The sequence below is a fragment of the Bacteroides eggerthii genome, from assembly GCF_025146565.1.
Classification (GTDB): domain Bacteria; phylum Bacteroidota; class Bacteroidia; order Bacteroidales; family Bacteroidaceae; genus Bacteroides; species Bacteroides eggerthii.
Genome location: NZ_CP102258.1, coordinates 314790 through 337072, shown reverse-complemented (window position 1 = coordinate 337072; position 22283 = coordinate 314790). Strand labels below are relative to the sequence as shown.

Below are 22283 nucleotides of genomic sequence, written 5' to 3'. Positions count from 1 at the left end.
CTTTTGAAATATGAAAAGAAGGCTGAACATTCTTTGTGTGATCGTAGTACTTGTATTAAGTTATTCGATTTTTGAAACCGCCTACTATTTTGTTGTAGGGGTGAAGGCCGGCTTGGAAGCCGGTATAGAGAGTGACACTTCCGCAGAAAACCAGAGAGAACTGATAAACATGAAGTATATCAGTCTCTTGCCGGAACATCTTTCTGCGACGGGTGAGAACGGTTTTTTCCAGGATTCTGTCTATAATGAGAAGAGCGGAAAGTATGTGCCTGTTTCTTTCAATTCAATGGTGGTCAGCGTAGATACGCAGTCTGCTGCTTGGAGTCAGGTAACATTTACCCTATTGAATTTAGCGCATATTTGTATTTGCGTTTGGGCGATTATACTTTTTGTCCGTCTGGTGGTTTCCATTAATAAGTCCGATATATTTAATTGGAGGAATGTCCGTCGCCTGCGTTTTCTGGGGCTGGCATTAATCATCAGTTTCTGTACGGAGGTTCTTCCGGCTTATCTCACTTATAGGAATGTGGGGGAAGTCTTTTCTGTTCGCGGTTATGAGTTAGGTCTTTCGGATATGGTGAATACCACGACGCTGGTATTGGGAATTTCTACCTTGATTGTGGCCGAGGTGTTTGCTATCGGCCTGAAGATGAAAGAAGAGCAGGAGTTGACTATTTAACCTGATATTGAGGAAAAGAAGATGATTATAGTAAACCTTGACATAATGATGGCCCGAAGAAAAATATCTTTGGGAGAGCTGGCGGAGAAGATTGATATTACACCGGCAAACCTTTCTATTCTGAAGACCGGTAAAGCGAAAGCCATTCGTTTTTCTACGTTAGAGGCAATCTGCAGGGCGCTGGACTGCCAACCGGGGGACATATTGGAATATGTGGAGGGAGAGGAAAAGTGATTGGACATAGGCAGAAGAACAAAAGGGCAAACCTGTGATTTCCTTACACCTATTTATATATATAGAATGTGGCCTTCTGTTCTTCTGTCCGGGAGATTGCAGGTTGCTCAGGCATTAGCATTTTTTGCCTTGAACGCCAGCGCATACATCCGCATCTGCTTCACCATGGAAAGCAATCCGTTGCTGCGTGTGGGCGAGAGATGCTCTTTCAATCCTATCTTGTCTATAAAGTAAAGGTCTGCATCCAGAATCTCGTCCGGGGTATGTCCGGAAAGTACTTTGATGAGAAGCGAAATAATCCCTTTCACTATTAGCGCATCGCTTTCGGCTTGGAAAATGATCCTGCCGTCCTTCTCATCCGCTTGCAGCCAAACGCGGCTTTGGCAGCCTTCAATCAGATTTTGCTCTGTCTTGTATTTATCATCAAGCGGTTCCTGTTCATTTCCTAAATCGATGAGGAGCTGATAGCGGTCCATCCAATCGTCGAAATCACTGAATTCGGCAATTACTTCATCTTGTACTTCATTGATACTCATAATAATTTATCTTTAGTATTTATTTCTCTTTATAGATAACTTCCATAATGGTCTGGCCCACCGCTTTCAGGGTGTTGCGGTCGATTCCGTCCATATCATCCTTCAAGGTGTGCCAGTTTTCGTAAAATCCGGTTTCCTCGCTGCATTGGATGATGTCGATAGTGGGAATACGTGCACTGCGGTTAACAAAAAGGTGGTCGTCCGTTACGGTGCTCCCTCTTTCTTTTACGAAATACCGTCCGTAACCCAGGTTGTTGGCTGTGTTCCATACTTTCCGGTTGATGCCTTTGGCAAATTCTTCGGAATAGCCTTCGTAGAGGAAAGTGGCGTCTTTGGCCCCCACCATGTCAAGAAGAATACCAAAACGTGCGTTATATCCTTGCACATGAGGATTCTGGGCCCAATACTGCGAACCAAGAGCCCATTGCTCCTCCTTATGTGTGCCCTCATAAGACTGGTGAGGGCCGTAGTCTTCGGCATCCACCAATACGATATCAATGCCCAGTTCCGGTTGTTGCTTGTGAAGCTGGCGGGCAATTTCGAGCAATACGCCTACGCCGCTTGCACCGTCGTTGGCGCCGAGGATGGGTGTGTGCCGGTTCTTTTCATCGGGGTCGGCATCTGCCCAGGGGCGGCTGTCCCAGTGCGAGAGAAGCAAGATGCGTTTTTTCGTTTCGGGTTTGTAGCTGCCGATGATGTTGCGGGCTTTCAGCAATGTGCCGTCATAGGCTATTAAATCTACTTGCTGGCTGTATACGGTGGCTCCGAACTGCTCCAGCTTCTTTACGAGATACTCTCCGCAGGCTCTATGCGCTGCCGTATTGGGTACGCGCGGGCCGAAATCCACCTGTGCCTTGACATACTGATAAGCGCTGTCCGCATCAAACTGGGGGACGTTGACTGTGCTTTGGGGCTGTTTGCCTTCGCTGTCTGCGTTGTTTCTGCTTTTATTGCTGCATGCCACCATAGCTACGAACAACAGTAGGAATAGTGGGATAATTGTATAATTCCGTTTCATTCTTTGTGAGTGTTAAAACTTAGTTTCACTTCTTTTTTCCCGACTTCCAGCGTGACCTGTGCGCCGTTGATCATCGGCACATTCATTGTGACGTGTCCCACCGGAAAGCCGAAGCATATGGGGTAATCATATTCTTTTACCAGATCGGCCAGTGCGCCATACAAGTCTTTGCCTAAAGACATATTCTCCTCGTATTCGGTGAACTGTCCGATGATCAGTCCGGACAACTTCTCAAGTATGCCGCCCAGCTTCAGGTTGTACATCATGCGCTCCACTGCATGGGGGCGCTCGCCTATGTCCTCGATGAAGAGTATCGTGCCTTCTGCCGGAATGTCATAAGGTGTGCCTCGCAGACCGTAAAAGACGGATATGTTTCCTCCCCGGAGTATTCCCGTTCCCTCGCCTTTGTGGTTGAGCTTATGGGCAGGGCAGGTGTAGCCGAACGCTATCTCTTCTTGCAGCTTGTTGCCGAACAGAATATCTTTCAGAGCCAGGGTGCAGAAATCATCTTCCGGTTCTACGGTAAGATGACGCGCCATTGGAGCATGCAGCGAGGCAAAGCCGTTATGCTGGAATACATTATGCAGGGCTGTGATGTCGCTGAAGCCGATGAGCCATTTGGGGTGCTGGCGAAACTTGGTGAAGTCGAGCTTCCCTGCCAGATGCACAGCGCCGTATCCGCCGCGGCTGCAAAGGATGATTTTGGCTTTCTCGTCGTCCATAGCTTCTTGCAGGTCTTTCAGTCGCTGCTGTATGCTTCCTGCATAGGTTCCATGTGCACTTCCTGCATGTTTGGCGATGACCACTTCCAGTCCCCATGACTTCAGCCGTTTCTTGGCCCCTTTCAGGAAGGACTTGTCTATCTTGCTGGAAGGAGAGAGGATTATCACCCGGTCTCCCTCATGCACGTATGGCGGAAAAATGAGGCTGTTCATATTGTATATCTCTGTATTTATGGCAAAAGTACATAATTCACCACAGAGGACACAGTGTTTCACAGAGTTTTTTTCTTTTATATCATATTCAGGCATAAGGACGAAAGAGCAAATATCTGTTGTGTTGCATAATCGGTATCTGTCTGCATGGTTTATGTCCTTATGCTCCTTTGTCTCAAAGGAAACGCTGCTCTTTTGTCTCGATTCTGTCAAAATGATATTAAACATAGAAAATAAAATAAGGTGTAACGTTTATTTTCTCGGCATTTTTTTAGATATTTGCTAAAAATCTAACGTTATGGAACCTATTCGGAACTTTGATCAACTGACCTCCCACCTGAAAACCTTGAATAAGAGGAAGCGCATTGCCGTAGTTTGTGCTGATGACCCCAATACTGAATATGCCATATCCCGCGCTTTGGATGAAGGTATTGCGGAGTTTCTGATGATTGGCGATTCGGCTATTCTGGAAAAATATCCTACCTTGAAGAAGTATCCTGAGTATGTGCGGACTTTGCATATCGAGGACAAAGATGAAGCCGCACGCGAAGCGGTGCGCATCGTGCGTGAGGGTGGCGCGGACATTTTGATGAAAGGCATAATCAATACAGACAACCTGCTCCATGCCATTCTCGACAAAGAGAAGGGCCTGCTGCCCAAAGGAAAGATTCTGACGCACCTTGCTGTAATGCAGATTCCCACCTATGATAAACTGCTGTTTTTTTCGGATGCCGCTGTCATTCCCCGGCCCACTCTGCAGCAGCGGATAGAGATGATTTGGTACGCCATTCATACCTGTCGCCATTTTGGTATCGGGCAACCGCGCATCGCCCTTATCCATTGTACGGAGAAAGTGAGCGCCAAGTTTCCCCATTCGTTGGACTACGTCAACATTGTAGAACTGGCCGAAGCCGGCGAATTCGGGAATGTCATTATCGACGGCCCGCTGGACGTAAAGACATCCTGCGAGAAGACGAGCGGTGACATTAAGGGCATCGTGTCTCCCATCAATGGGGAGGCTGATGTATTGATTTTCCCGAATATAGAATCGGGCAATGCCTTTTATAAGGCCGTTTCCCTTTTCTCCCATGCCGATATGGCAGGTTTGCTTCAGGGGCCTGTCTGCCCGGTGGTGCTGCCGTCGCGCAGTGACTCCGGCTTGTCCAAATATTACAGTATCGCCATGGCATGCCTCACCTGCTCCGGTGTTGCAGATGAAGGACACGCCATGACCGTAGGAAACAAATAGCAGATATATAAATGAAAATACTCGTCATCAACCCCGGTTCCACTTCGACCAAGATTGCCGTATACGAGAACGATACCCCCCGTCTGGTGCGTAACATCCGCCATACGGTGGACGAACTGTCCTCTTTCTCACACATCATCGACCAGTTTGAGTTCCGCAAGAACCTGGTGCTGAAAGAGCTGGAGGCTGATAATATTCCTTTTGAGTTTGACGCCATAGTGGGACGCGGCGGACTGCTGAAACCGATACCGGGCGGCGTATATGAGGTGAATGATGCCATGCTGGATGATATTCTGCATGCCATGCGCACCCACGCCTGCAACTTGGGATGCCTCATAGCTTCCGAACTTGCCACACTGCTTCCCGGTTGTCGTGCGTTCATAGCCGATCCGGGCGTTGTGGATGAGCTGGATGAGATAGCCCGTATCACAGGATCTCCTCTGATGCCCCGCATCACTATCTGGCATGCGCTGAACCAACGCGCCATTGCCCGCAGATATGCGGCCGCACAGCATGTCAGGTATGAAGATCTGGATCTGATTGTTTGTCACTTGGGCGGTGGCATATCTGTCGGTGTCCATCATCATGGCAAGGCTGTCGACGTTAATAATGCGCTTGACGGCGAAGGACCGTTTTCGCCGGAGCGTGCGGGGACACTTCCGGCAGGACAGTTGATCGACCTTTGTTGCTCCGGCCGCTACACAAAAGACGAACTTAAAAAGCGTATCTCCGGGCGTGCCGGTCTGACGGCCCATCTGGGCACGACAGATGTTCCTGCCATCGTCCGCCGGATAGAAGAGGGGGACAGGCATGCCGGACTGGTACTGGATGCCATGATCTATCAAATCGCTAAAAGCATCGGCGCGGCTTCAGTTGTGTTGTACGGCAAGATAGACGCCATTCTTCTGACGGGTGGCATGGCACATTCCGATTATATCATTTCCCGGCTGAAAGAACGTATCTCGTTCCTTGCACCGGTGCATGTTTATCCGGGTGAGGACGAAATGGAGGCATTGGCATTGAATGTGCTTGGAGCATTGAGGGGGGAACTGCCGATACAGGTATACAAATAGATTTATACTGCCCATGATTTGAATGAGATACCTATACCAAATTTATACCCTCCTTTGGTATGAGTTGTTCCACCCTTTGGTACTTGTCCTACCAACCTAAGGAACACGTTGTACCTACGGTTGGTACATTCCGTACCAACCGTAGGTATTCTCCAAACCCTCCGAGCTTATCTGCATAGCTCCCGGAGCGTAAGAAAACGAGCCCCTTGACTATCATCATATCTCCTTTTGCTCACTTCATAAAAAGAAGGAGCAAAGTCCCCCCGACTTTGCTCCTTACAATCTTTTTACCGTAATAACTAATACAAAGAAAACGTCATTAATCAAAGAATATACCTTTGTATCATTTAGAAGTTATTCCCTCCGGCATCCCACCAAAGGCGCGTGCCACCGTTGTCTGCACCGCCCAGCTTGCTGACTAAGGCGTCATATAGAGCTTTGTTGTCCGTCTTGTAGTCTTGGTTGAAAAAGACACGGCGAATCATATCGTCGGTGCTGATGGTGTTGCCGCTGTTGTTCACTGCAACCTTGATGAGCTGGGGATAACCGGTGCGGCGTTGTTCCGCCCATGCTTCACAACCTTCCGGATAGATAGCCAGCCACTTTTGGGTGATGATTCTTTCCAGTTTCAGTTCCAGTGGGGCGCTTTCATCCCATTTCGGAGTGATGCTTGTCGGTGCGTCCGCATCGAATTTCTTATCGAATGCGTCTACATAAGCCGCCGGAGTTTCTTCGCTTTCCAGATATTCACTGACGCCGCTGGCATCCCATTGTGCGAAAGAGACGGTGATGCCCTGCTTATAGCAGTTTTCTACATTCTCGGACGTGTAATTCCTCAGGGCTGCTTCTGCACGCAGGAACCATACTTCGGCAGCACTCATGACGATGATTTTACTGCCGGTTGTGATGGCGGTCTGAGAGTGGGTGGAGTAGCGGTTGTCGGCTACGCCTGTTCCCTGGCGGACGCCTTTGTATTCACCTTCGATGCTGTTTAGCTGTTTCACACCGGCAACTTCCTTAATAATGTTTCCCTCTTTGTCCCTGCCGTCTTGTGCGAGGTTGAAGTAGGATTTGATGCGAGGGTCGTTATAGCCTTTCAGGTACGACTCCAAACTTGCATTCATATATACTTCGCTCCAGCCGGCAACACCACCCAGCGGGTTGCGGATGCCGTATTGCCCCACTGTTTCGTTAGCAGTTTCCAGTACGCCGCCGTTCTTGGAGTCCAAAGCTGCCTTGGCTTGTTCTTCTGCCAGCGCGGGAGCCACATTGGATACACGCATGGCAAGACGCAAGCGCAGGGAGTTGGCAAATTTCAGCCATTGTGCGGGAGTGCGTTTGCCTTCAGGCATCATGAAGTCGGCGCTTTCAAAAGACACGCCGCCCTTATAGTCTTTCAATATATTCACCGCTGTGGCGAGGTCTTCAAAGAAACGTTTGTAAACTTCTTCTTGTGACTGTGGCTTTTGGTCGGCGGTTCCGAATCCGTCGTAAAGGATTGGACCGTAATAGTCGCTTACCCGGTGAAGGGTTGCCACTTTAAGGATTTTGGTAATGGCGTGGTACAGAGGCCATTCCTTTTCTGTGTTCAGTTTCTCGGCATCGGCGATGGAAGGCATGACATATCCGTAGGTGTACACCCACATGGCACTTGTCCAACCGTTATTCAGGTTGTAGGTGGAGTTGTTTGCATTGAACGCGCCGTTCATGTCGTGGAAATATCCGCAGAACATATCGGCAGCCAAGTTCTGTATGATTTGATATTGCCAGTCGGTTCCGTTTACACCGGTCTGGTAGATGATGCCTTTCTGAATGGTGGAGAAAGGTACGAGGTTGGTTTGATTGTCGTACTTCTGTAATTCGTCTGTATAGGCTCCGTCGGTGCTGTTGAAGTCGGTAAAGTTATCGGTACAGGATGAGAAACTCAGGAGTCCGCCGAGGAGTAATGCGGTTGTATATTTTATCTTATTCATATCGTTCGGGTATTTAGAAAGTGAATTTAATGTTGAATCCGATGTTTCTTGTTGAAGGCATGCCGAAGGTGTCCAGACCTTGGTTGTCATTGCCCACTGACATTGTTGCATCCGGATCGAACGGGGCGTCTTTGTAAATGAAGAACAGGTTGCGTGCCACCAACGAAAGGTCTACGCCTTTGATGAATCCGGTCTTTTCGAGCATCCGTTGCGGGAAGGAATAACCCAATGAGACTTCACGCAGGCGGATGTTCGTTCCGTCGTAGCGGTAAAATTCGGTTGTGCCGTTGCCGCGGTCGCCCACCATTTGATAGAACTTCTGCACATCGCTGATCTTGTGTCCTTCCAGCATATAATGACCTGCGTTGCGGGCGTCACCGGTTGCTTTGCTTACCCCTGCATAGTCCAGTCCGGCTTGTGTCAGTGAAATAACGTCGCCGCCTACGCGTGTGTCAATCAGGAAGTAAAGGGAGAAGCCTTTGTAGGTCAGAGTGTTGCTCCACCCCAGCGTCCAGTCGGGATTGAAATTACCGATCTTGGCGGCCTTGTCCGTAGTGACCTGTGGCAGTCCGGCCTTTGCATTGGGTTTGCCGTCTTTGTCTGTTTCGGGTTCCAGCAGGATTTTGCCGCTTTCGTCGCGTACAAATACGTTGCCGTAAATATCGCCCAGCGAACCGCCTTCTACGACCATCATCTTATAAGGCATGCTTACGTTGCCCGATGCGTATTGGAAGTTGGGGGTGCCACCCAGGGAAACAATCTTATTCTTGTTGGTGGCGAAGTTGAACTGTGTTTTCCAACGGAAGTCATCGTTCATCAACGGAGTTGCGCCTAAAGTGATTTCAACGCCTGTGTTGCGGATTTTACCTGCATTTATCCAGCGGTAAGGACGTTGCTCGGCTGTGGTGTTGACGCGAATCAACTGGTTCTTGGTATCGGTGCGGTAGAACGTGAAATCAAAGTCCAAACGGCTGTTGAAGAATTTCCATTCGGTACCTACTTCGATGGAGTTACTGATTTCCGGTTTCAGGTCTTCCGCAAAGTAATAGTCGATAGGCTGCACCACACCGCCTGCCGTAATTGTCTGTGCCGGACTGGTGATGCCGATAGGAAGGTCGTTACCTACTTGTGCCCAGGAAGCGCGCACTTTGCCGAAGCTGATCCATTCCGGCAGGTTGAGAGTCTTGTTGATAATCCATGAAAGGCCGACTGACGGATAGAAGAATCCGGAATTTTCACTCTTGGTATTGGCAAGCGTGGAGGACCAGTCGTTGCGTGCGGTAACATCCAGGTAGATACTCTCTTTCCAACCGATCTGAGCCGTTGCGAATAAGGATTGGATGGTACGCCTTTGGTTGGCTGTCTCATCAATGAATGAAGTGCCTGCACCGCCCAGGTTCATGTTGGGGACTGTGAATACATTGGCTTTGTATAAACCGGACTTACCGGAATCAAGGCTTAAGGAATTCACTTTTGTGGTATTGATGCTGCTGCCTATGGCTGCATTCAAAGTCCAGTCATTCCATGTCTTGTTGAACATAGCCATAACGTCACCGTAAATCATGAAATCCTGACGGTTCATTTTGATGTAACGTCCGTTTTGATGTGCCACATCGGCTGCTGTGCCGGCATACATCTTCTGTTCGTAATTGTCATTGATATAGTCCACGTTGCCACGAGCCTGAATGCTAAACCAGTCGTTTATTTTCAGGTTGGCGCTTAATGCGGCCAATGTGCGGAAACGCTTGTCATTGCTGGTAACCCTGTTGGTCAGCCAATAAGGGTTCTGGTTGAACCCGTTGATGTCCGTATACCAGTTTTGCAAGGGCATGGCTCTGTTTTCATCATATTTTTCGAATCCGTTGTTGTCACGATAGGCGCTGAGGTCTTCGCCGCGCGGGAAAGTGTACAACCCTACCAATGGGTTCATGTAGTAACCACCGGAAGTGGGGCGGTTCTTGATTTTCTGAGTCATCAGGTTTACGTTGGCGTCCAAGGTCAGGCGGTCATTGAACAGAGAAGCCGTTTCGCGGAAAGTGATATTGTGCTTTTGCAGCTTATTCACATCGACTATGCCTTTGGCGGTCGTGTTGGCGTAAGAGAAGTAGGTTTGCATTTTCTCTTTGCCTGTCATGATAGATAATGAGTTGGTTGCAGTAACTCCATTGCTGAAATAGTCGTCTACATTATTGTAGGCCTTCAAATTCTTATCTTCGGTTCCCCAACTGGTTGCACCGCTTGCACCGTATCTGTCTTGGAATTCGGGCAGGCAGATGGCATGGTCTACGGTGAGGTTGGAGTTGAATACGATGCGCTGCATACCGGCTTTTCCTTTTTTGGTAGTAATCAGGATTACACCGTTGGCGGCTTGAGACCCGTAGAGGGCTGCTGCGGAAGCGCCTTTCAAGATGCTCATGCTTTCAATATCGTCCGGGTTTAAGTTGGAAATACCGTCGCCGGAGTCGCGGTTGCCGGCGTCGTTGTTGCCACCCATGGCGGAGTACGCCTGTTCGGCCACGCTGTTCAGCATGGGTACACCGTCGATGACGTATAGCGGTTGGTTGTTTCCGTCGGCGTTGGCAGAACGGATACCGCGGATGGAAACTTTGGCAGAGCCGCCTAAACCGGAGGCGTTGCGGGTGATAGACACACCTGCTGTTTTGCCTGCCAGTGCGTTAATCATGTTGGGATCTTTGGCGCGGGTCAGCTCATCACCGCCTACCTGCTGGGTGGAATAAGTAAGGGAGGCTTCCTTTTTCTTGATACCCATAGCTGTTACAACAACGGTCTCCAATGCCAGAGCTTCCTCTTTCATTTGTACTTTCAGCGATGTCCGGCCGTTAAGTGCAATGCTTATGGGCTCATAGCCGATATAGGAAATGACTAAAGTGGCATTGGCTGGTGCATTGAGGGTGAATTCACCGTCCAGATTGGTAATGATGCCGTTGGTTGTTCCTTTCTCCAGAATGTTTGCGCCGATGATCGGTTCGCCTTTAGAGTCTGTGACGACACCTTTTACGGTGACTCTCTCTTGTTGCACTCCGTCAGTGTTTTCGGTGTTTTCGCTTTTCTTGGTCAGAACGATGTTTTTGCCTTCCATTACATATTTGATGCTTGTTCCTGCAAAGACTTCATCCAGAAGTTCGGCTACCGACTTGCCTTCTGCTTCTACATTGACAGTGCGGCGTACATCTACGCTTTTTTTGTTGTACACAAATAAATACTCTGTTTGAGATTCAATTTTGGAAAGCACCTGTCCCACTCTCAACTGGGAGCTGGGGATATTTACTTTGGCATTTTGAGAGTAACTATTCCCGCAGTATGCTTGGAATGTTACAAACAGAAGAAGGAATAGTGTGATCTTCATAGCGCGCAATAATTGCTTAATTTCAAAACTTTTTGGACAAAAAAGCCCATTCAAAGAAATTTTTCTCATATCTTTGTCACTGTGTTAAGTTAATAAATTGATTAAGGTCGATTTTTGACTGTTTCGGATCGGAAAGTATGGGGGTACTTTCCGATCTTTTTTATCAAAAAAAGGGGAAGTAATTCTCAGACTGTTTCTGCTATGGTTTCATAATCTTTATTTTTAAGGGGTTAGTACTAAATTTAAAGGTTCTTTATCTATTCATATATGATTATCGAGTCTTTGTTTTCATTAATGCGGAATTTGAACGGGTGCTCTTTGGAGATGGTCCGTAGGATATGCTCAATGCCGTCTTGTTCCCTGAACTTGCCGGTCAGACCTTCGTGGGTCAGCAGTCTGGGGCTGGTAACGGCTATTTTTACATTGTAGTATTTTTCAAGTTTGTCTAAGATGACGCTGAACGGGACATCGTCGAAACAGTACAAGCCTTCTTTCCAACGGAGGTATTGGTATGAGGGGAGTATCGTTTTCTTGCAATGACCGTCATAATTGGCAAAGAACTCATCTTTTTGCAGGCGGGTAATCACTTGGTCGTTACAGCTCGGATAGATATCTACAATGCCTTCTACCAGAGTCGTCTCAAATTCCTTACTGCCCTTGTATGCGCAGACATTGAAGCTGGTTCCGACTACCCGCACCTTATTCATCTCCGTATGTACGTAAAATGGTAACTTTTTGTTCTTGGCAACTTCAAAGTAGGCTTCACCGTCTAATTCCACATTACGTTCGCTGCGACCGAAGTTGGAAGCGTATGTCAATGTCGACTTGGCGTTCAGCCATACGCGTGTACCGTCGGCAAGCGTAATCTGGGCACGTTGTCCGGCAGGGACGGTAATGGTTTGGGGCTGTGCGCCTTTGTTGTATATATAGTCTGCGGTCATGTAGTAGGCGGATACGGCTATGATGATAGCAGCTGCGATACGCGCCGTCCAGCGGAAGAGGGGAATGAGATGCGCTGCTCTTTTCTTGCCGTCTTGTTTGGTGGAGAATAGGGATACGTCGAACAGCATACGTTCTTTCAGGAAGGTTTCCCGGTTTTCTTCGGAGGTTTCAACCCAGTTCAATATCTGCTTCTCTTCTTCAATGGAAGCTGTTCCTCTAAAATATCTGTATAGTAATTCCTGGTTCATCATAAACGAATTGCTTGGTTATAAGGAGGTCCTCTGTGGCCCCTCTGCATATATAACCGACGAGACGGCGGCAACCCTATCGGAAAATGGAACTTTTTTTGAATAAAAGTGATTTTAACGTTTACAGGAGTATGGAAGCCAGGTAATCCTTTAGCTCCAGACGTAGTATGCGCAAGGCTTTGGTGATATGTGCCTCTACGGTTTTCAGGGAGATGTGCAGTTGCTCTGCTATCTGCCTGTTGGGAAGGTTTTGATAACGGCTCAGCATGAAGATAGTCCGGCTTTGCTGAGGCATGTGTTCTAACGCCTTGTGGACAATGTGCTGTATCTCATTGTCGAATATTTGTTCGGGTTCACAGGCCTTCAGGGTCGATATGCGTAAATTCAATTCCCGTTGGCTATGGCTGTTGATATCTTCTTCTGCCCGCAGGCGTATTTGTTTGTGCTCTAAAATATTCAGGGATTTGTTTTTGATGATTGTCAGCAACAGGGCGTGAAGGTTGCTGTCTTTTTCCCAGTGGTCGCGATTTTCCCATAGAGTAATCATGGATTCCATTAATACATCTTCGGCTTCAACTCTGTCTCTGAGGTAGGAGTAAGCAAAAGTCAGGAACTTTTCTCGATTCTCTTGGAAAAAGCGGGAGAAAAGATCCATTGTATGTAATCTGGTAAGATCGGACATTCAGTTTGATGTTTTTCGGACAATTTAAGGTTTTGCATGACAAAACAACGCAATCTTTTTGTAATATGCAAATATATCTGTTGTTTTTATAACTGCCGTCGGTGCATTGGGACAAAAAGAAAGCCCGACAGCAGATTGCTGTCGGGCTTGTCGCATCCTGATTGTATTTAATGAGGATTATTTTCTTTCTTTTCCGGTCTTTCTTGTCTTTCCGGTCTTGGAAGCAATACTTTACGGGACAGTTTGAACTTACCGGTTTTAGGATCGATATCGAGTAGTTTCACGTCGATTTCATCACCTTCCTTGATTCCGGCTTCTTCTACTGTTTCCAGACGTTTCCAATCAATTTCGGAAATATGAAGCAAACCGTCCTTGCCCGGAAGGAACTCAACGAATGCACCGTAAGGCATGATGGAACGTACTTTTCCTTTGTAGACTTCACCTACTTCCGGTACGGCTACGATACCCTTGATGATACGCATTGCATCTTCAATGCACTTCTTGTTGGTTCCGGCAATTTCAATTCTGCCGATGTTGTCTATTTCTTCAATAGTGATTGTTGCACCGGTCTCTTCCTGCATACCCTGGATGATCTTTCCGCCCGGGCCGATTACGGCGCCGATGAATTCTTTAGGAATAGTCATGGTTTCGATGCGGGGAGCATGAGGCTTCAGGTCATCATGCGGCTCTGCAATACATTCGGTGATTTTGCTCAGGATGTATTCGCGACCTTCTTTGGCCTGCAGCAATGCTTTCTCCAAAATCTCGTAAGACAGACCGTCTACCTTGATGTCCATTTGGGTAGCAGTGATACCGTCTTTTGTACCGGTTACTTTGAAGTCCATATCGCCGAGGTGGTCTTCATCGCCGAGGATGTCCGACAATACGGCATATTTCTCTTCACCTGCGTTCTTAATCAATCCCATTGCGATACCTGATACCGGTTTTTTGATTTTTACACCGGCATCCATCAGGGCCAATGTTCCGGCACATACGGTAGCCATAGAAGAAGAACCGTTTGATTCGAGAATATCGGATACTACGCGTACTACATAAGGATAGTCTGCCGGAATTTGTCCTTTCAATGCACGCCATGCCAAATGACCATGACCGATTTCGCGACGGCCTACACCGCGCTGTGCTTTGGCTTCACCCGTAGAGAACGGAGGGAAGTTGTAGTGCAGTAAGAAACGTTCTTTTCCATGTTCCAGAACATCGTCGATAATCTTCTCATCCAGTTTTGTACCTAAAGTAACGGTGGACAAAGACTGGGTCTCACCACGTGTGAAGATGGCAGAGCCATGAGGTCCGGGCAAATAACCGATCTCACACCAAATAGGACGGATTTCGGTAGTCTTACGTCCGTCAAGGCGTTTGCCTTCGTCCAAGATGGAACGGCGCATGGCTTCTTTCTCAACGTCGTGATAGTAACGGTCGATAAGCGGAGCCTTTTCTTCCAACTCCTCTTCGCTGAACTGTGCTTTGAATTCTTCACGAATAGCATCGAAAGCATCCATGCGTTCGTGTTTGTTTTTGTTACCGGAAGCGGCGATAGCGTAAGCCTTGTCATAGCAAGCGTCGTGAACAGCCTTGCGGAGTTCTTCGTCGTTTACTTCATGGCAATATTCGCGTTTTACGGTAGAGCCAACCTCTTCGGCCAGTTCCATTTGGGCTTTACATTGTATCTTGATTGCTTCATGGGCGGCTTTCATGGCTTCCAGCAAGTCTTTTTCGGAAACCTCGTTCATTTCACCTTCCACCATCATGATATTCTCATAAGTAGCGCCTACCATGAGATCCATGTCTGCCTTTTCCAACTGGTCGAAAGTCGGGTTGATGACGAACTCGCCATTGATACGTGCTACGCGCACTTCGGAAATCGGTCCGTTGAAAGGAATATCTGATACGGCAAGCGCTGCTGATGCTGCAAGTCCTGCCAGCGCATCCGGCATATCAACGCCGTCTGCAGAAAAGAGGATGATATTTACATATACCTCTGCATGGAAATTATCGGGGAATAGGGGGCGGAGAGCGCGGTCTACAAGTCGGCAAGTAAGGATCTCGTAATCAGAGGCACGACCTTCACGTTTTGTGAAACCTCCGGGGAAACGTCCGAATGCAGAAAATTTTTCTTTGTACTCTACCTGTAACGGCATGAAATCTGTTCCGGGAACTGCGTCCTTGGCGGCACAAACAGTAGCTAAAAGCATGGTGTTGCCCATACGAAGCATTACAGAACCGTCTGCCTGTTTTGCCAGCTTTCCCGTTTCGAGCGTGATGGTTCTGCCATCAGGAAGCTCGATCGTCTTAACAATTGGGTTAATCATAAAAAATGTTTTATATCTATTTTCTTTCAAAATTCTCGCAAAGATACATATTTTATTCATGTAATGCGGTGGGAATGAGATAAAAAGTTTGTATTTAGTTGTTTTTTGCACTTTTATAAGTGTAAGAAGCGGGAAAATGCTTTGACTAAACATGAAAAGAAGTATATTTGCACGTTCTTTTAGAAAAATACACGAAATATGAAAAAGATTCTTTTTGTTGCGTTGGCTGCTTTGGGGTTAAGCGCATGTAATTCCGAACCGAAATTTAAAGTGGAAGGTGAAATCTCCGGTGCAGACGGTAAGATGCTTTATCTGGAAGCTTCGGCTTTGGAAGGTATTGTTCCTTTAGACTCTGTCAAGTTGAAGGGTAACGGTACGTTTGCTTTCAAACAGGTACGCCCGGTTTCTCCGGAGTTTTACCGTTTACGGGTAGATGATAAGGTTATCAACTTTTCCATAGATTCTACGGAAACGGTTCGACTGGATGCACCATATGCGGATTTTTCTACGGCTTATACAGTAGAGGGGTCGGCAAATAGTGTTAAGATAAAAGAACTTACATTGAAGCAAATGCAACTTCAGAATAATGTGAATGCATTGATTCAAAGTATGCAGGCCCGTCAGATTGGAGCGGATGTGTTTGAAGATAGTCTTGCTGCATTAATGAAGGACTACAAGGACGAAGTGAAAATAAATTATATTTTTGCAGCTCCAAATACGGCATCCGCTTATTTTGCTTTGTTCCAGAAATTGAATAATTACTTGATATTTGATCCGTTGAACAATAAAGATGATGTCAAGTGTTTTGCTGCTGTGGCAACGAGCCTGAATAACTATTATCCGCATGCCGACCGTTCGAAAAATCTTTATAATATCGTAATAAAGGGAATGAAGAATACTCGTGCCCCGCAGCAGAAAGTTATGGAACTCCCGACAGAGGCCGTTTCAGAAATCGGTATCATCGATATTAACTTGCGCGACATGAAAGGCAATATGCATAAGCTAAGCGACCTGAAAGGTAAAGTTGTCATTCTGGATTTCACTATTTATCAGAGTGCGGTTTCTCCTACACATAATTATATGTTGCGCGATCTGTACGATAAGTATGCCGCTCAGGGATTGGAAATTTATCAGGTTTCTTTGGATGCGGACGAACATTATTGGAAAACAACAGCTGATAACTTGCCTTGGGTATGTGTGCGCGATGCCAATGGGGTATATTCCAGTGTAGCTGCTGCCTATAATGTGCAGTCGCTTCCTGCTGTCTTCCTCATTAATAGAAGAAGCGAATTGAGCGCTCGCGGTGAGACTATAAAAGACTTGGATGCAGCGGTGAAGGCTTTGCTGTAACGTGTTATAAATAAGAAGATTTCATTTAAATATGTTACAAAGCAGTACTTTTTGCTTGACACGCATTATTTAAAAGTCTATCTTTGCAAAGGAAATAGGAAAGAGGGTTCCAGCATGCTGACCATGTTGGAATTCTTTTTTGTTTATAGCACCATTAAAAACAATATAAAAATAAGGAGGAAAAAAGTATGGCTTATATGTCAGAAGAAGGCTACAATAAGTTGTTAGCCGATTTGAAACAGCTGGAAACGGTAGAACGCCCCAAAATTGTGGCTGCTATCGCCGAAGCACGCGACAAGGGCGACTTGTCTGAAAATGCAGAATATGATGCTGCAAAAGAAGCGCAAGGGTTGCTTGAGATGAAAATCAATAAATTGAAGCAAGTGATTGCCGATGCCAAGATTATTGATGAGTCCAAGTTAAAGACTGACAGCGTACAGATATTGAATAAAGTGGAACTAAAGAACGTGAAGAATGGAATGAAAATGACATATACCATCGTTTCTGAAAGTGAAGCTAACCTGAAAGAGGGAAAAATTTCTGTAAATACTCCGATTGCACAAGGTTTGCTTGGCAAGAAGGTAGGTGATGTAGCTGAAATTAAAGTACCGCAGGGTATCATCAATTTGGAAGTAGTGAACATATCATTTTAAAGAAAAGGCAGGTCCGTTATACGGGCTTGCCTTATTTTATACATAATATTACAGTTATGGCAACAATATTCAGCAGAATTATCGCAGGTGAGATACCTTGCTACAAGGTGGCGGAGAATGATAAATTCTTTGCTTTCCTTGATATTAACCCATTGGTGAAAGGTCATACGTTGGTCATTCCAAAGCAGGAGGTGGATTATATTTTTGATTTAAACGATGAGGATTTGGCTGCAATGCATGTCTTTGCGAAGAAAGTGGCATTGGCTATTGGCAAAGCTTTTCCTTGTAAGAAAGTGGGCGAAGCGGTTCTGGGTTTGGAAGTGCCTCATGCACACATCCATCTGATTCCTATGCAGAATGAAAAGGATATGCTTTTTTCTAATCCGAAACTGAAATTGACAGATGAAGAATTTAAGGCAGTAGCCGAGTCTATTCGTATGGCTCTCTAAAAGATTTGATTTCCTCCCCGATATAAAAATGAAAGCGGTAGTTGCTATTTCCAACTACCGCTTTTTTATTTGCTCTTTATGAAGTTAACTTTATTCGGCAGATGATGTTAACTTTGTGTTTTTATGAAGTTAACATCCTGTATACCCGAAGTTAACTTCTTTTTGGGGAAGAATATACAGCTTGCGGATGTTTGGCCCGATGCTGTTAAATGTAATCTTCACCCAGTTTGATTTGTGCATCATTTACATACTTACGGATAGAATGTTCTTCATCTTTCTTGCAGATCAGCAACACATTATCCGATTCGGCAATTAGGTAGCCTTCCAGACCGTCAATGACAGCAAGTTTGTTTTGAGGAAGAACAACGATATTGTCTTTGCTGTTGTATAATAATGACTGGCACTTCAGCGTAACATTGCCTGTTTCATCCTTTTGAGAAAGGTCATATAGAGATCCCCATGTTCCTAAATCAGACCAGCCGAAATCGCCTAATGATACATATACATTGTCCGCTTTTTCCATAATGCCGAAGTCGATAGATACGTTGGGGCATGCAGGGAAGTTTTCGTCTATGAATTTCTTTTCTTCCGGGGTTCCGTATACGTCCTTCCCGGTTGCCAGCTTAGAGGCTAATTCGGGTAAAAGCTGTTCTCCGGCTTTAATGATGCTGTTTACGTTCCACATAAAAAGACCGGAATTCCAATAAAATTCTCCGCTTTCTACGAATACCTTAGCCAGTTCCAGTTCCGGTTTTTCTGTAAAAGTTTTTACTTTATAGAAGTTGTCTTCAGTCTGTTCGGCAATTTGTATATAGCCATAACCTGTTTCGGGGCGGTTGGGCTTAATGCCGAGAGTCAGTAATTTGTCTGATTTCGCAACAAAGGCCAGACCTTTCTCAATGGCTGTGAGGAATTCGCTTTCTTTCAGGATGAGGTGGTCCGAGGGTGCTACTACGATATTGGCATTGGGATTCAGCGCGCGAATATGATAGGCTGCCCATGCAATGCAGGGAGCTGTGTTTCTACGTGTAGGCTCTAATAAAATCTGTTTGGGCTGCAACTCAGGGAGCTGTTCTTTTACCAAGTCTGCATATAGGTCATTGGTTACGACCAGTATGTTCTCTGTGGGGATTACTTTACTGAACCGGTCGAATGTCTGTTGCAATAATGAACGCCCTGTGCCGAAAAAATCCAAAAACTGTTTCGGAAGAGTTTTGCGGCTGAAAGGCCAGAAACGACTACCGATTCCGCCACCCATGATTACACAGAAATTATCCTTATTGGTCATCATATTAAATGTTTTAAAAGTTTCTGCTAAAGTACTGCATATTTTACAAATGAGGAATGGTTCGTAGATATTTTATTACTTTTTTCGCCTTTTTTTGTAGAAAGTATTGCAGGTTTCAAAAAAAGCCGTATCTTTGCACCGCATTTGAGAAATCAAATATGCCCAGATGGCGGAATCGGTAGACGCGCTGGTCTCAAACACCAGTGGATTCACTTCCATCCCGGTTCGACCCCGGGTCTGGGTACAAGAAAGAAAGCTAAGTATTTGATAGTTCAATACTTAGCTTTTTCTTTTGCTTGAATTTTCCCCACATTTTCCCCACACGTGCAAAAAATATAGCAGTAAGTCATTATTTCTTTTGGTTGAACGTAGTAAATAAGTTACCTTTGAAAAGAAATAAAGCCTATTAAATAAAAGTAATGGAACAAGGTGTTTGGCAAGAAATAGAACTGTTGTACCAGAAGTTTCAAAAACTTGGTATCAGTGAAGCGGTGGACTATGACAAGTACTACCTTTATTCTCTCATTACCCATTCCACAGCCATAGAAGGCTCAACGTTGACCGAACTTGATACGCAGCTTCTCTTTGACGAGGGAGTAACAGCGAAAGGGAAACCGCTTGTACATCATCTGATGAATGAAGATTTGAAGCAAGCGTATGAACTTGCCAAAACTGAATCAGGCAGTCTTGTACCTATAACTCCTGCTTTTCTGAAAAGGTTGAATGCAATGTTGATGCGTACTACTGGCAGCGTTCACAGTGTGTTGGGCGGCTCTTTTGATTCTTCTAAAGGAGAGTTCCGTCTATGTGGTGTTACGGCTGGTGTTGGTGGACATTCTTATATGAACTATTTGAAAGTTCCTGCTAAGGTGGATGAACTTTGTGCGATTCTTCAAGAGAAGCAAAAAAAAATGGGAACACTTCGAGAACAATACGAATTGAGCTTTAATGCCCACCTTAATTTAGTAACTATTCATCCGTGGGTGGATGGCAACGGAAGAACGGCTCGATTACTGATGAACTACATCCAATTTTGTTATCACCTTTTTCCGACCAAAATATTTAAAGAAGATAGAGAAGAATATATTCTTTCCCTGCGCCAATGTCAGAATGAAGAAACTAATCAGCCGTTTTTGGACTTTATGGCAAGGCAGTTGAAGAAATCACTTTCTATAGAAATTGAACGATTCAATGTATCACGAAAGAAAGGGTTTAGTTTTATGTTCTGATACTATATAAAACAAGGATTGCTATTTATGAGTTTATGGTAAACTTGCATGTGGGAAAGTTTGAACATCCATAGAAAGTGCCGTACTTGCCTTTCCTCAAAATGAGATGTCCTCCGCATTGAGGACAAACACCTTGATTTATTAGGCGTGAACTTCTGTATTGCCGAGCCTTTGCGTTATGCTTATGCTGTTTTAGTTTCTCTTTATCAGCGATTATGCGATTCTGGTTAATTGTCTGTATTATCCAATTTATGGTCTCCTGATTAAGAACAGCAGTTCTGTATTGTAATATAGCACGTTTTAGATTATATCTGTTTACAACTATGTTATTGTCAGCATGCACTTTTAATTCCGCACTGTTATTGAAAACGACAATTGGAATAAAAAGTATATCCGTTGAACATTTGAGCAAATGATGCAAAAATCTTACATGTCCAGCGTTTTGTTTTATCGGATTGTAAAATTGATGTTTACTTTTATAGATGGTTTGCGTCCAGTATTCACCGTTCTCTCTGCCCAAAATCCAACCTTTATATCCCTTTGTTTCAATTACAAAGACACCATAAGGTGAAACTACAATATGGTCAATTTGTGTTGAATATCCGTTACTTTCGAATAGTAAATCATTAAAAACAACATACTCTTCTGGTAACTCTTGAATCTTGTTATTCACAAGTTTTTCAGAATACTTGCCTTTCCACATTGGCATCTTCAATTTAATAAAGATTACCACTGCAAAAAAGATAACGGTGATGGCAATATGCATATTACTGATTTAATAGATTCTTTTTATCCATCTTTTACTTGATTCAAATCCCCATTGAACATGCCATCTTCTTCCTGTTACTTTATCTAACAAAAGAAATTGATATATATTTTTTGTTGGATATAATTCAAATGTTCCACAGCCTGTACCAAGAGATAGGTCTTCGTTATTAAGGGTTGCAGAACCTTCTTTATCATCATCCAAAGACCATTGTACAATTTCTATTTTCCCTGTCATTGTATCTAATTGCAGAAAATTATATATATTTTCTGTTGGATATAGCTTGTATCTATCAAGTCCATGCATACGAAAATCTATATCTTCTACAATAGCATGTATTTTAATCAAAGTAGAATCATTAACTGTTTTGGTATGTGAAATGGAACTTTCATTTTGTGCAAAAACACATAATGGAATTAAAAATAAATAAAAAATAATCGTAAGTTTCTTCATAGGTAAATCATTTAAGTGATTAAAATTAAGGGTAATAGTATAGCTATTACTGTATTTATTTCTTCCTATTTACATCCCATTTGAAAGTATAAATATAATCTCCGATGGGAATGTTTACAATCAAAATCTTACCTTTTTCCCTTTTAATATTCATATAGCCAATAATAGCTTCATCGGGATAAATAGTTGTGGTTTTTAAATATCCTTGTTCACGTATAGTTCGGTCATTATCCATCATTTGTCCTAATGTAAGCATTTGATTGGTAGATGCGACATTTGCTTGGTATGCTGCATTAGCGTCATAATGATTGGTTATGGTAGTGTAAGCATAACCATTAGAAGAATAAGACGTAGAATAGGATGTTGAATATCCTGCTGTTCCTGCATTAATGCCGGCAGAGATTCCATATAATGCCATAGCCCATGCTTGTGAGCGTTTTATTTTTTTTTGATATTCTTCATTTGTATATACTTCAAGTTTTAAAGTATCATCTTTTTTTGTTAGTAGATTAGAGTGTACGCTATCAGGTTGGAATACAATTGGGGTTTCACTTAAATTCTTGATAAAAATATCCAAGTGATAGTATTTTCCATAATCATCTTTTTCCTCAAAGCATGAAAGACCTACAACAAAATCATTTTTGTTTAAATAAGCCCAAAATTTTCCATCATTATATTCTGTCAGGATAGAATCGTTTTGGGGGTATATGAATGTTTGGGCTTTACATATGGTTGAAAGCAATAAAAATATTACCACGCATATATTCTGTTTCATATCAACTAACTGTTTTAATTATACACCTCCAGCTGCCACAAGGACTTTATAATATCA

The 22283-nt window shown here is 44.6% G+C and carries 20 protein-coding genes and 1 tRNA gene; 9 read left to right on the top strand and 12 right to left on the bottom strand.

Annotated elements, in window-relative coordinates; all coding sequences use genetic code 11:
• The first annotated feature begins 10 nt into the window (after positions 1-10).
• Together NQ546_RS01510 and NQ546_RS01505 are read left to right on the top strand one after the other, a co-directional pair.
• Complete coding sequence (locus NQ546_RS01510) at positions 11-679, top strand: DUF2975 domain-containing protein (protein ID WP_004291367.1); 669 nt, start codon at positions 11-13, stop codon at positions 677-679.
• 21 nt (positions 680-700) lie between these two features.
• Positions 701-913, top strand: coding sequence for a helix-turn-helix domain-containing protein (locus tag NQ546_RS01505; protein ID WP_004291366.1), 213 nt, complete (start codon positions 701-703; stop codon positions 911-913).
• Between the two features lie 107 nt (positions 914-1020).
• Here NQ546_RS01505 and NQ546_RS01500 read toward each other — a convergent pair whose 3' ends face one another.
• From NQ546_RS01500 to NQ546_RS01490, 3 genes are read right to left on the bottom strand one after another with little or no spacing between them, the layout of a single operon-like run.
• The gene (locus NQ546_RS01500; RefSeq protein ID WP_004291365.1) at positions 1021-1449 is read right to left on the bottom strand and encodes a SufE family protein; all 429 of its coding nucleotides are present in this window, start codon (positions 1447-1449) and stop codon (positions 1021-1023) included.
• Between the two features lie 19 nt (positions 1450-1468).
• Entirely contained in the window at positions 1469-2467 is a 999-nt protein-coding gene (locus NQ546_RS01495) for a M20 family metallopeptidase (RefSeq protein WP_004291364.1), read from the bottom strand.
• Positions 2464-3402, bottom strand: coding sequence for a S66 peptidase family protein (locus NQ546_RS01490; RefSeq protein WP_039953519.1), 939 nt, complete (start codon positions 3400-3402; stop codon positions 2464-2466). Before NQ546_RS01490 ends, NQ546_RS01495 begins: the two co-directional genes overlap by 4 nt.
• 298 nt (positions 3403-3700) lie before the next feature.
• Here NQ546_RS01490 and NQ546_RS01485 point away from each other — a divergent pair, with 298 nt between their 5' ends.
• Entirely contained in the window at positions 3701-4651 is a 951-nt protein-coding gene (locus NQ546_RS01485; protein ID WP_004291362.1) for a phosphate acyltransferase, read from the top strand.
• A gap of 11 nt (positions 4652-4662) precedes the next feature.
• Positions 4663-5724, top strand: a complete 1062-nt coding sequence (gene buk, locus NQ546_RS01480; protein WP_004291361.1) for a butyrate kinase — start codon at positions 4663-4665, stop codon at positions 5722-5724.
• A gap of 347 nt (positions 5725-6071) precedes the next feature.
• On the opposite strand, the gene NQ546_RS01475 is transcribed toward buk, so the two are convergent.
• The 5 genes from NQ546_RS01475 to pnp form a co-directional block, all read right to left on the bottom strand.
• A complete protein-coding gene (locus NQ546_RS01475) occupies positions 6072-7697 on the bottom strand; it encodes a SusD/RagB family nutrient-binding outer membrane lipoprotein (protein WP_004291360.1) in 1626 nt (541 codons plus the stop codon).
• A 13-nt stretch (positions 7698-7710) separates the two neighbouring features.
• Positions 7711-11133, bottom strand: a complete 3423-nt coding sequence (locus NQ546_RS01470) for a TonB-dependent receptor (RefSeq protein ID WP_004291359.1) — start codon at positions 11131-11133, stop codon at positions 7711-7713.
• Positions 11134-11321: 188 nt separating this feature from the next.
• Positions 11322-12254 carry a FecR family protein gene (locus tag NQ546_RS01465; RefSeq protein ID WP_039953518.1) on the bottom strand — a complete coding sequence of 311 codons (933 nt, stop codon included), beginning with the start codon at positions 12252-12254 and terminating at the stop codon, positions 11322-11324.
• 121 nt (positions 12255-12375) lie between these two features.
• Positions 12376-12936 carry an RNA polymerase sigma-70 factor gene (locus tag NQ546_RS01460; RefSeq protein ID WP_039953419.1) on the bottom strand — a complete coding sequence of 187 codons (561 nt, stop codon included), beginning with the start codon at positions 12934-12936 and terminating at the stop codon, positions 12376-12378.
• 167 nt (positions 12937-13103) lie between these two features.
• Positions 13104-15263, bottom strand: a complete 2160-nt coding sequence (gene pnp / locus NQ546_RS01455) for a polyribonucleotide nucleotidyltransferase (RefSeq protein WP_039953517.1) — start codon at positions 15261-15263, stop codon at positions 13104-13106.
• Between the two features lie 198 nt (positions 15264-15461).
• On the opposite strand from pnp, the gene NQ546_RS01450 reads away from it, so the two are divergent.
• The 3 genes from NQ546_RS01450 to NQ546_RS01440 all read left to right on the top strand — a co-directional run bounded on the left by NQ546_RS01450 (position 15462) and on the right by NQ546_RS01440 (position 17715).
• Positions 15462-16613 carry a redoxin domain-containing protein gene (locus NQ546_RS01450; protein WP_004291354.1) on the top strand — a complete coding sequence of 384 codons (1152 nt, stop codon included), beginning with the start codon at positions 15462-15464 and terminating at the stop codon, positions 16611-16613.
• 188 nt (positions 16614-16801) lie between these two features.
• Positions 16802-17266 (top strand): transcription elongation factor GreA, encoded by a 465-nt coding sequence (gene greA, locus NQ546_RS01445; RefSeq protein WP_004291353.1) that lies wholly within the window; start codon positions 16802-16804, stop codon positions 17264-17266.
• A gap of 56 nt (positions 17267-17322) precedes the next feature.
• Positions 17323-17715: an HIT family protein gene (locus tag NQ546_RS01440; protein ID WP_004291352.1), complete on the top strand. Its 393-nt coding sequence runs from the start codon at positions 17323-17325 to the stop codon at positions 17713-17715.
• A gap of 205 nt (positions 17716-17920) precedes the next feature.
• Here NQ546_RS01440 and NQ546_RS01435 read toward each other — a convergent pair whose 3' ends face one another.
• The gene (locus tag NQ546_RS01435; RefSeq protein ID WP_004291351.1) at positions 17921-19006 is read right to left on the bottom strand and encodes a mannose-1-phosphate guanylyltransferase; all 1086 of its coding nucleotides are present in this window, start codon (positions 19004-19006) and stop codon (positions 17921-17923) included.
• A gap of 157 nt (positions 19007-19163) precedes the next feature.
• Here NQ546_RS01435 and NQ546_RS01430 point away from each other — a divergent pair.
• Both NQ546_RS01430 and NQ546_RS01425 read left to right on the top strand, forming a co-directional pair.
• Positions 19164-19247 (top strand) — tRNA-Leu (locus NQ546_RS01430).
• 175 nt (positions 19248-19422) lie between these two features.
• The gene (locus tag NQ546_RS01425; protein ID WP_004291350.1) at positions 19423-20232 is read left to right on the top strand and encodes a Fic family protein; all 810 of its coding nucleotides are present in this window, start codon (positions 19423-19425) and stop codon (positions 20230-20232) included.
• A 25-nt stretch (positions 20233-20257) separates the two neighbouring features.
• On the opposite strand, the gene NQ546_RS01420 is transcribed toward NQ546_RS01425, so the two are convergent.
• Genes NQ546_RS01420 through NQ546_RS01410 form a run of 3 tightly spaced genes read right to left on the bottom strand, consistent with a single transcriptional unit; the run spans position 20258 to position 22226 of the window.
• Complete coding sequence (locus tag NQ546_RS01420; protein WP_004291349.1) at positions 20258-20998, bottom strand: NERD domain-containing protein; 741 nt, start codon at positions 20996-20998, stop codon at positions 20258-20260.
• Between the two features lie 9 nt (positions 20999-21007).
• The gene (locus NQ546_RS01415) at positions 21008-21451 is read right to left on the bottom strand and encodes a hypothetical protein (protein ID WP_004291348.1); all 444 of its coding nucleotides are present in this window, start codon (positions 21449-21451) and stop codon (positions 21008-21010) included.
• Positions 21452-21506: 55 nt separating this feature from the next.
• Positions 21507-22226 (bottom strand): hypothetical protein, encoded by a 720-nt coding sequence (locus tag NQ546_RS01410; RefSeq protein WP_004291347.1) that lies wholly within the window; start codon positions 22224-22226, stop codon positions 21507-21509.
• Between the last annotated feature and the right edge of the window lie 57 nt (positions 22227-22283).

Excerpts from the sequence above, each read along its gene's own strand:
- NQ546_RS01510 (WP_004291367.1), top strand. The coding sequence starts at position 11 with ATGAAAAGAAGGCTGAACATTCTTTGTGTGATCGTAGTACTTGTATTA.
- NQ546_RS01505 (WP_004291366.1), top strand. The coding sequence starts at position 701 with ATGATTATAGTAAACCTTGACATAATGATGGCCCGAAGAAAAATATCT.
- NQ546_RS01500 (WP_004291365.1), bottom strand. The coding sequence starts at position 1,449 with ATGAGTATCAATGAAGTACAAGATGAAGTAATTGCCGAATTCAGTGAT.
- NQ546_RS01495 (WP_004291364.1), bottom strand. The coding sequence starts at position 2,467 with ATGAAACGGAATTATACAATTATCCCACTATTCCTACTGTTGTTCGTA.
- NQ546_RS01490 (WP_039953519.1), bottom strand. The coding sequence starts at position 3,402 with ATGAACAGCCTCATTTTTCCGCCATACGTGCATGAGGGAGACCGGGTG.
- NQ546_RS01485 (WP_004291362.1), top strand. The coding sequence starts at position 3,701 with ATGGAACCTATTCGGAACTTTGATCAACTGACCTCCCACCTGAAAACC.
- buk (WP_004291361.1), top strand. The coding sequence starts at position 4,663 with ATGAAAATACTCGTCATCAACCCCGGTTCCACTTCGACCAAGATTGCC.
- NQ546_RS01475 (WP_004291360.1), bottom strand. The coding sequence starts at position 7,697 with ATGAATAAGATAAAATATACAACCGCATTACTCCTCGGCGGACTCCTG.
- NQ546_RS01470 (WP_004291359.1), bottom strand. The coding sequence starts at position 11,133 with ATGAGAAAAATTTCTTTGAATGGGCTTTTTTGTCCAAAAAGTTTTGAA.
- NQ546_RS01465 (WP_039953518.1), bottom strand. The coding sequence starts at position 12,254 with ATGAACCAGGAATTACTATACAGATATTTTAGAGGAACAGCTTCCATT.
- NQ546_RS01460 (WP_039953419.1), bottom strand. The coding sequence starts at position 12,936 with ATGTCCGATCTTACCAGATTACATACAATGGATCTTTTCTCCCGCTTT.
- pnp (WP_039953517.1), bottom strand. The coding sequence starts at position 15,263 with ATGATTAACCCAATTGTTAAGACGATCGAGCTTCCTGATGGCAGAACC.
- NQ546_RS01450 (WP_004291354.1), top strand. The coding sequence starts at position 15,462 with ATGAAAAAGATTCTTTTTGTTGCGTTGGCTGCTTTGGGGTTAAGCGCA.
- greA (WP_004291353.1), top strand. The coding sequence starts at position 16,802 with ATGGCTTATATGTCAGAAGAAGGCTACAATAAGTTGTTAGCCGATTTG.
- NQ546_RS01440 (WP_004291352.1), top strand. The coding sequence starts at position 17,323 with ATGGCAACAATATTCAGCAGAATTATCGCAGGTGAGATACCTTGCTAC.
- NQ546_RS01435 (WP_004291351.1), bottom strand. The coding sequence starts at position 19,006 with ATGATGACCAATAAGGATAATTTCTGTGTAATCATGGGTGGCGGAATC.
- NQ546_RS01425 (WP_004291350.1), top strand. The coding sequence starts at position 19,423 with ATGGAACAAGGTGTTTGGCAAGAAATAGAACTGTTGTACCAGAAGTTT.
- NQ546_RS01420 (WP_004291349.1), bottom strand. The coding sequence starts at position 20,998 with ATGCATATTGCCATCACCGTTATCTTTTTTGCAGTGGTAATCTTTATT.
- NQ546_RS01415 (WP_004291348.1), bottom strand. The coding sequence starts at position 21,451 with ATGAAGAAACTTACGATTATTTTTTATTTATTTTTAATTCCATTATGT.
- NQ546_RS01410 (WP_004291347.1), bottom strand. The coding sequence starts at position 22,226 with ATGAAACAGAATATATGCGTGGTAATATTTTTATTGCTTTCAACCATA.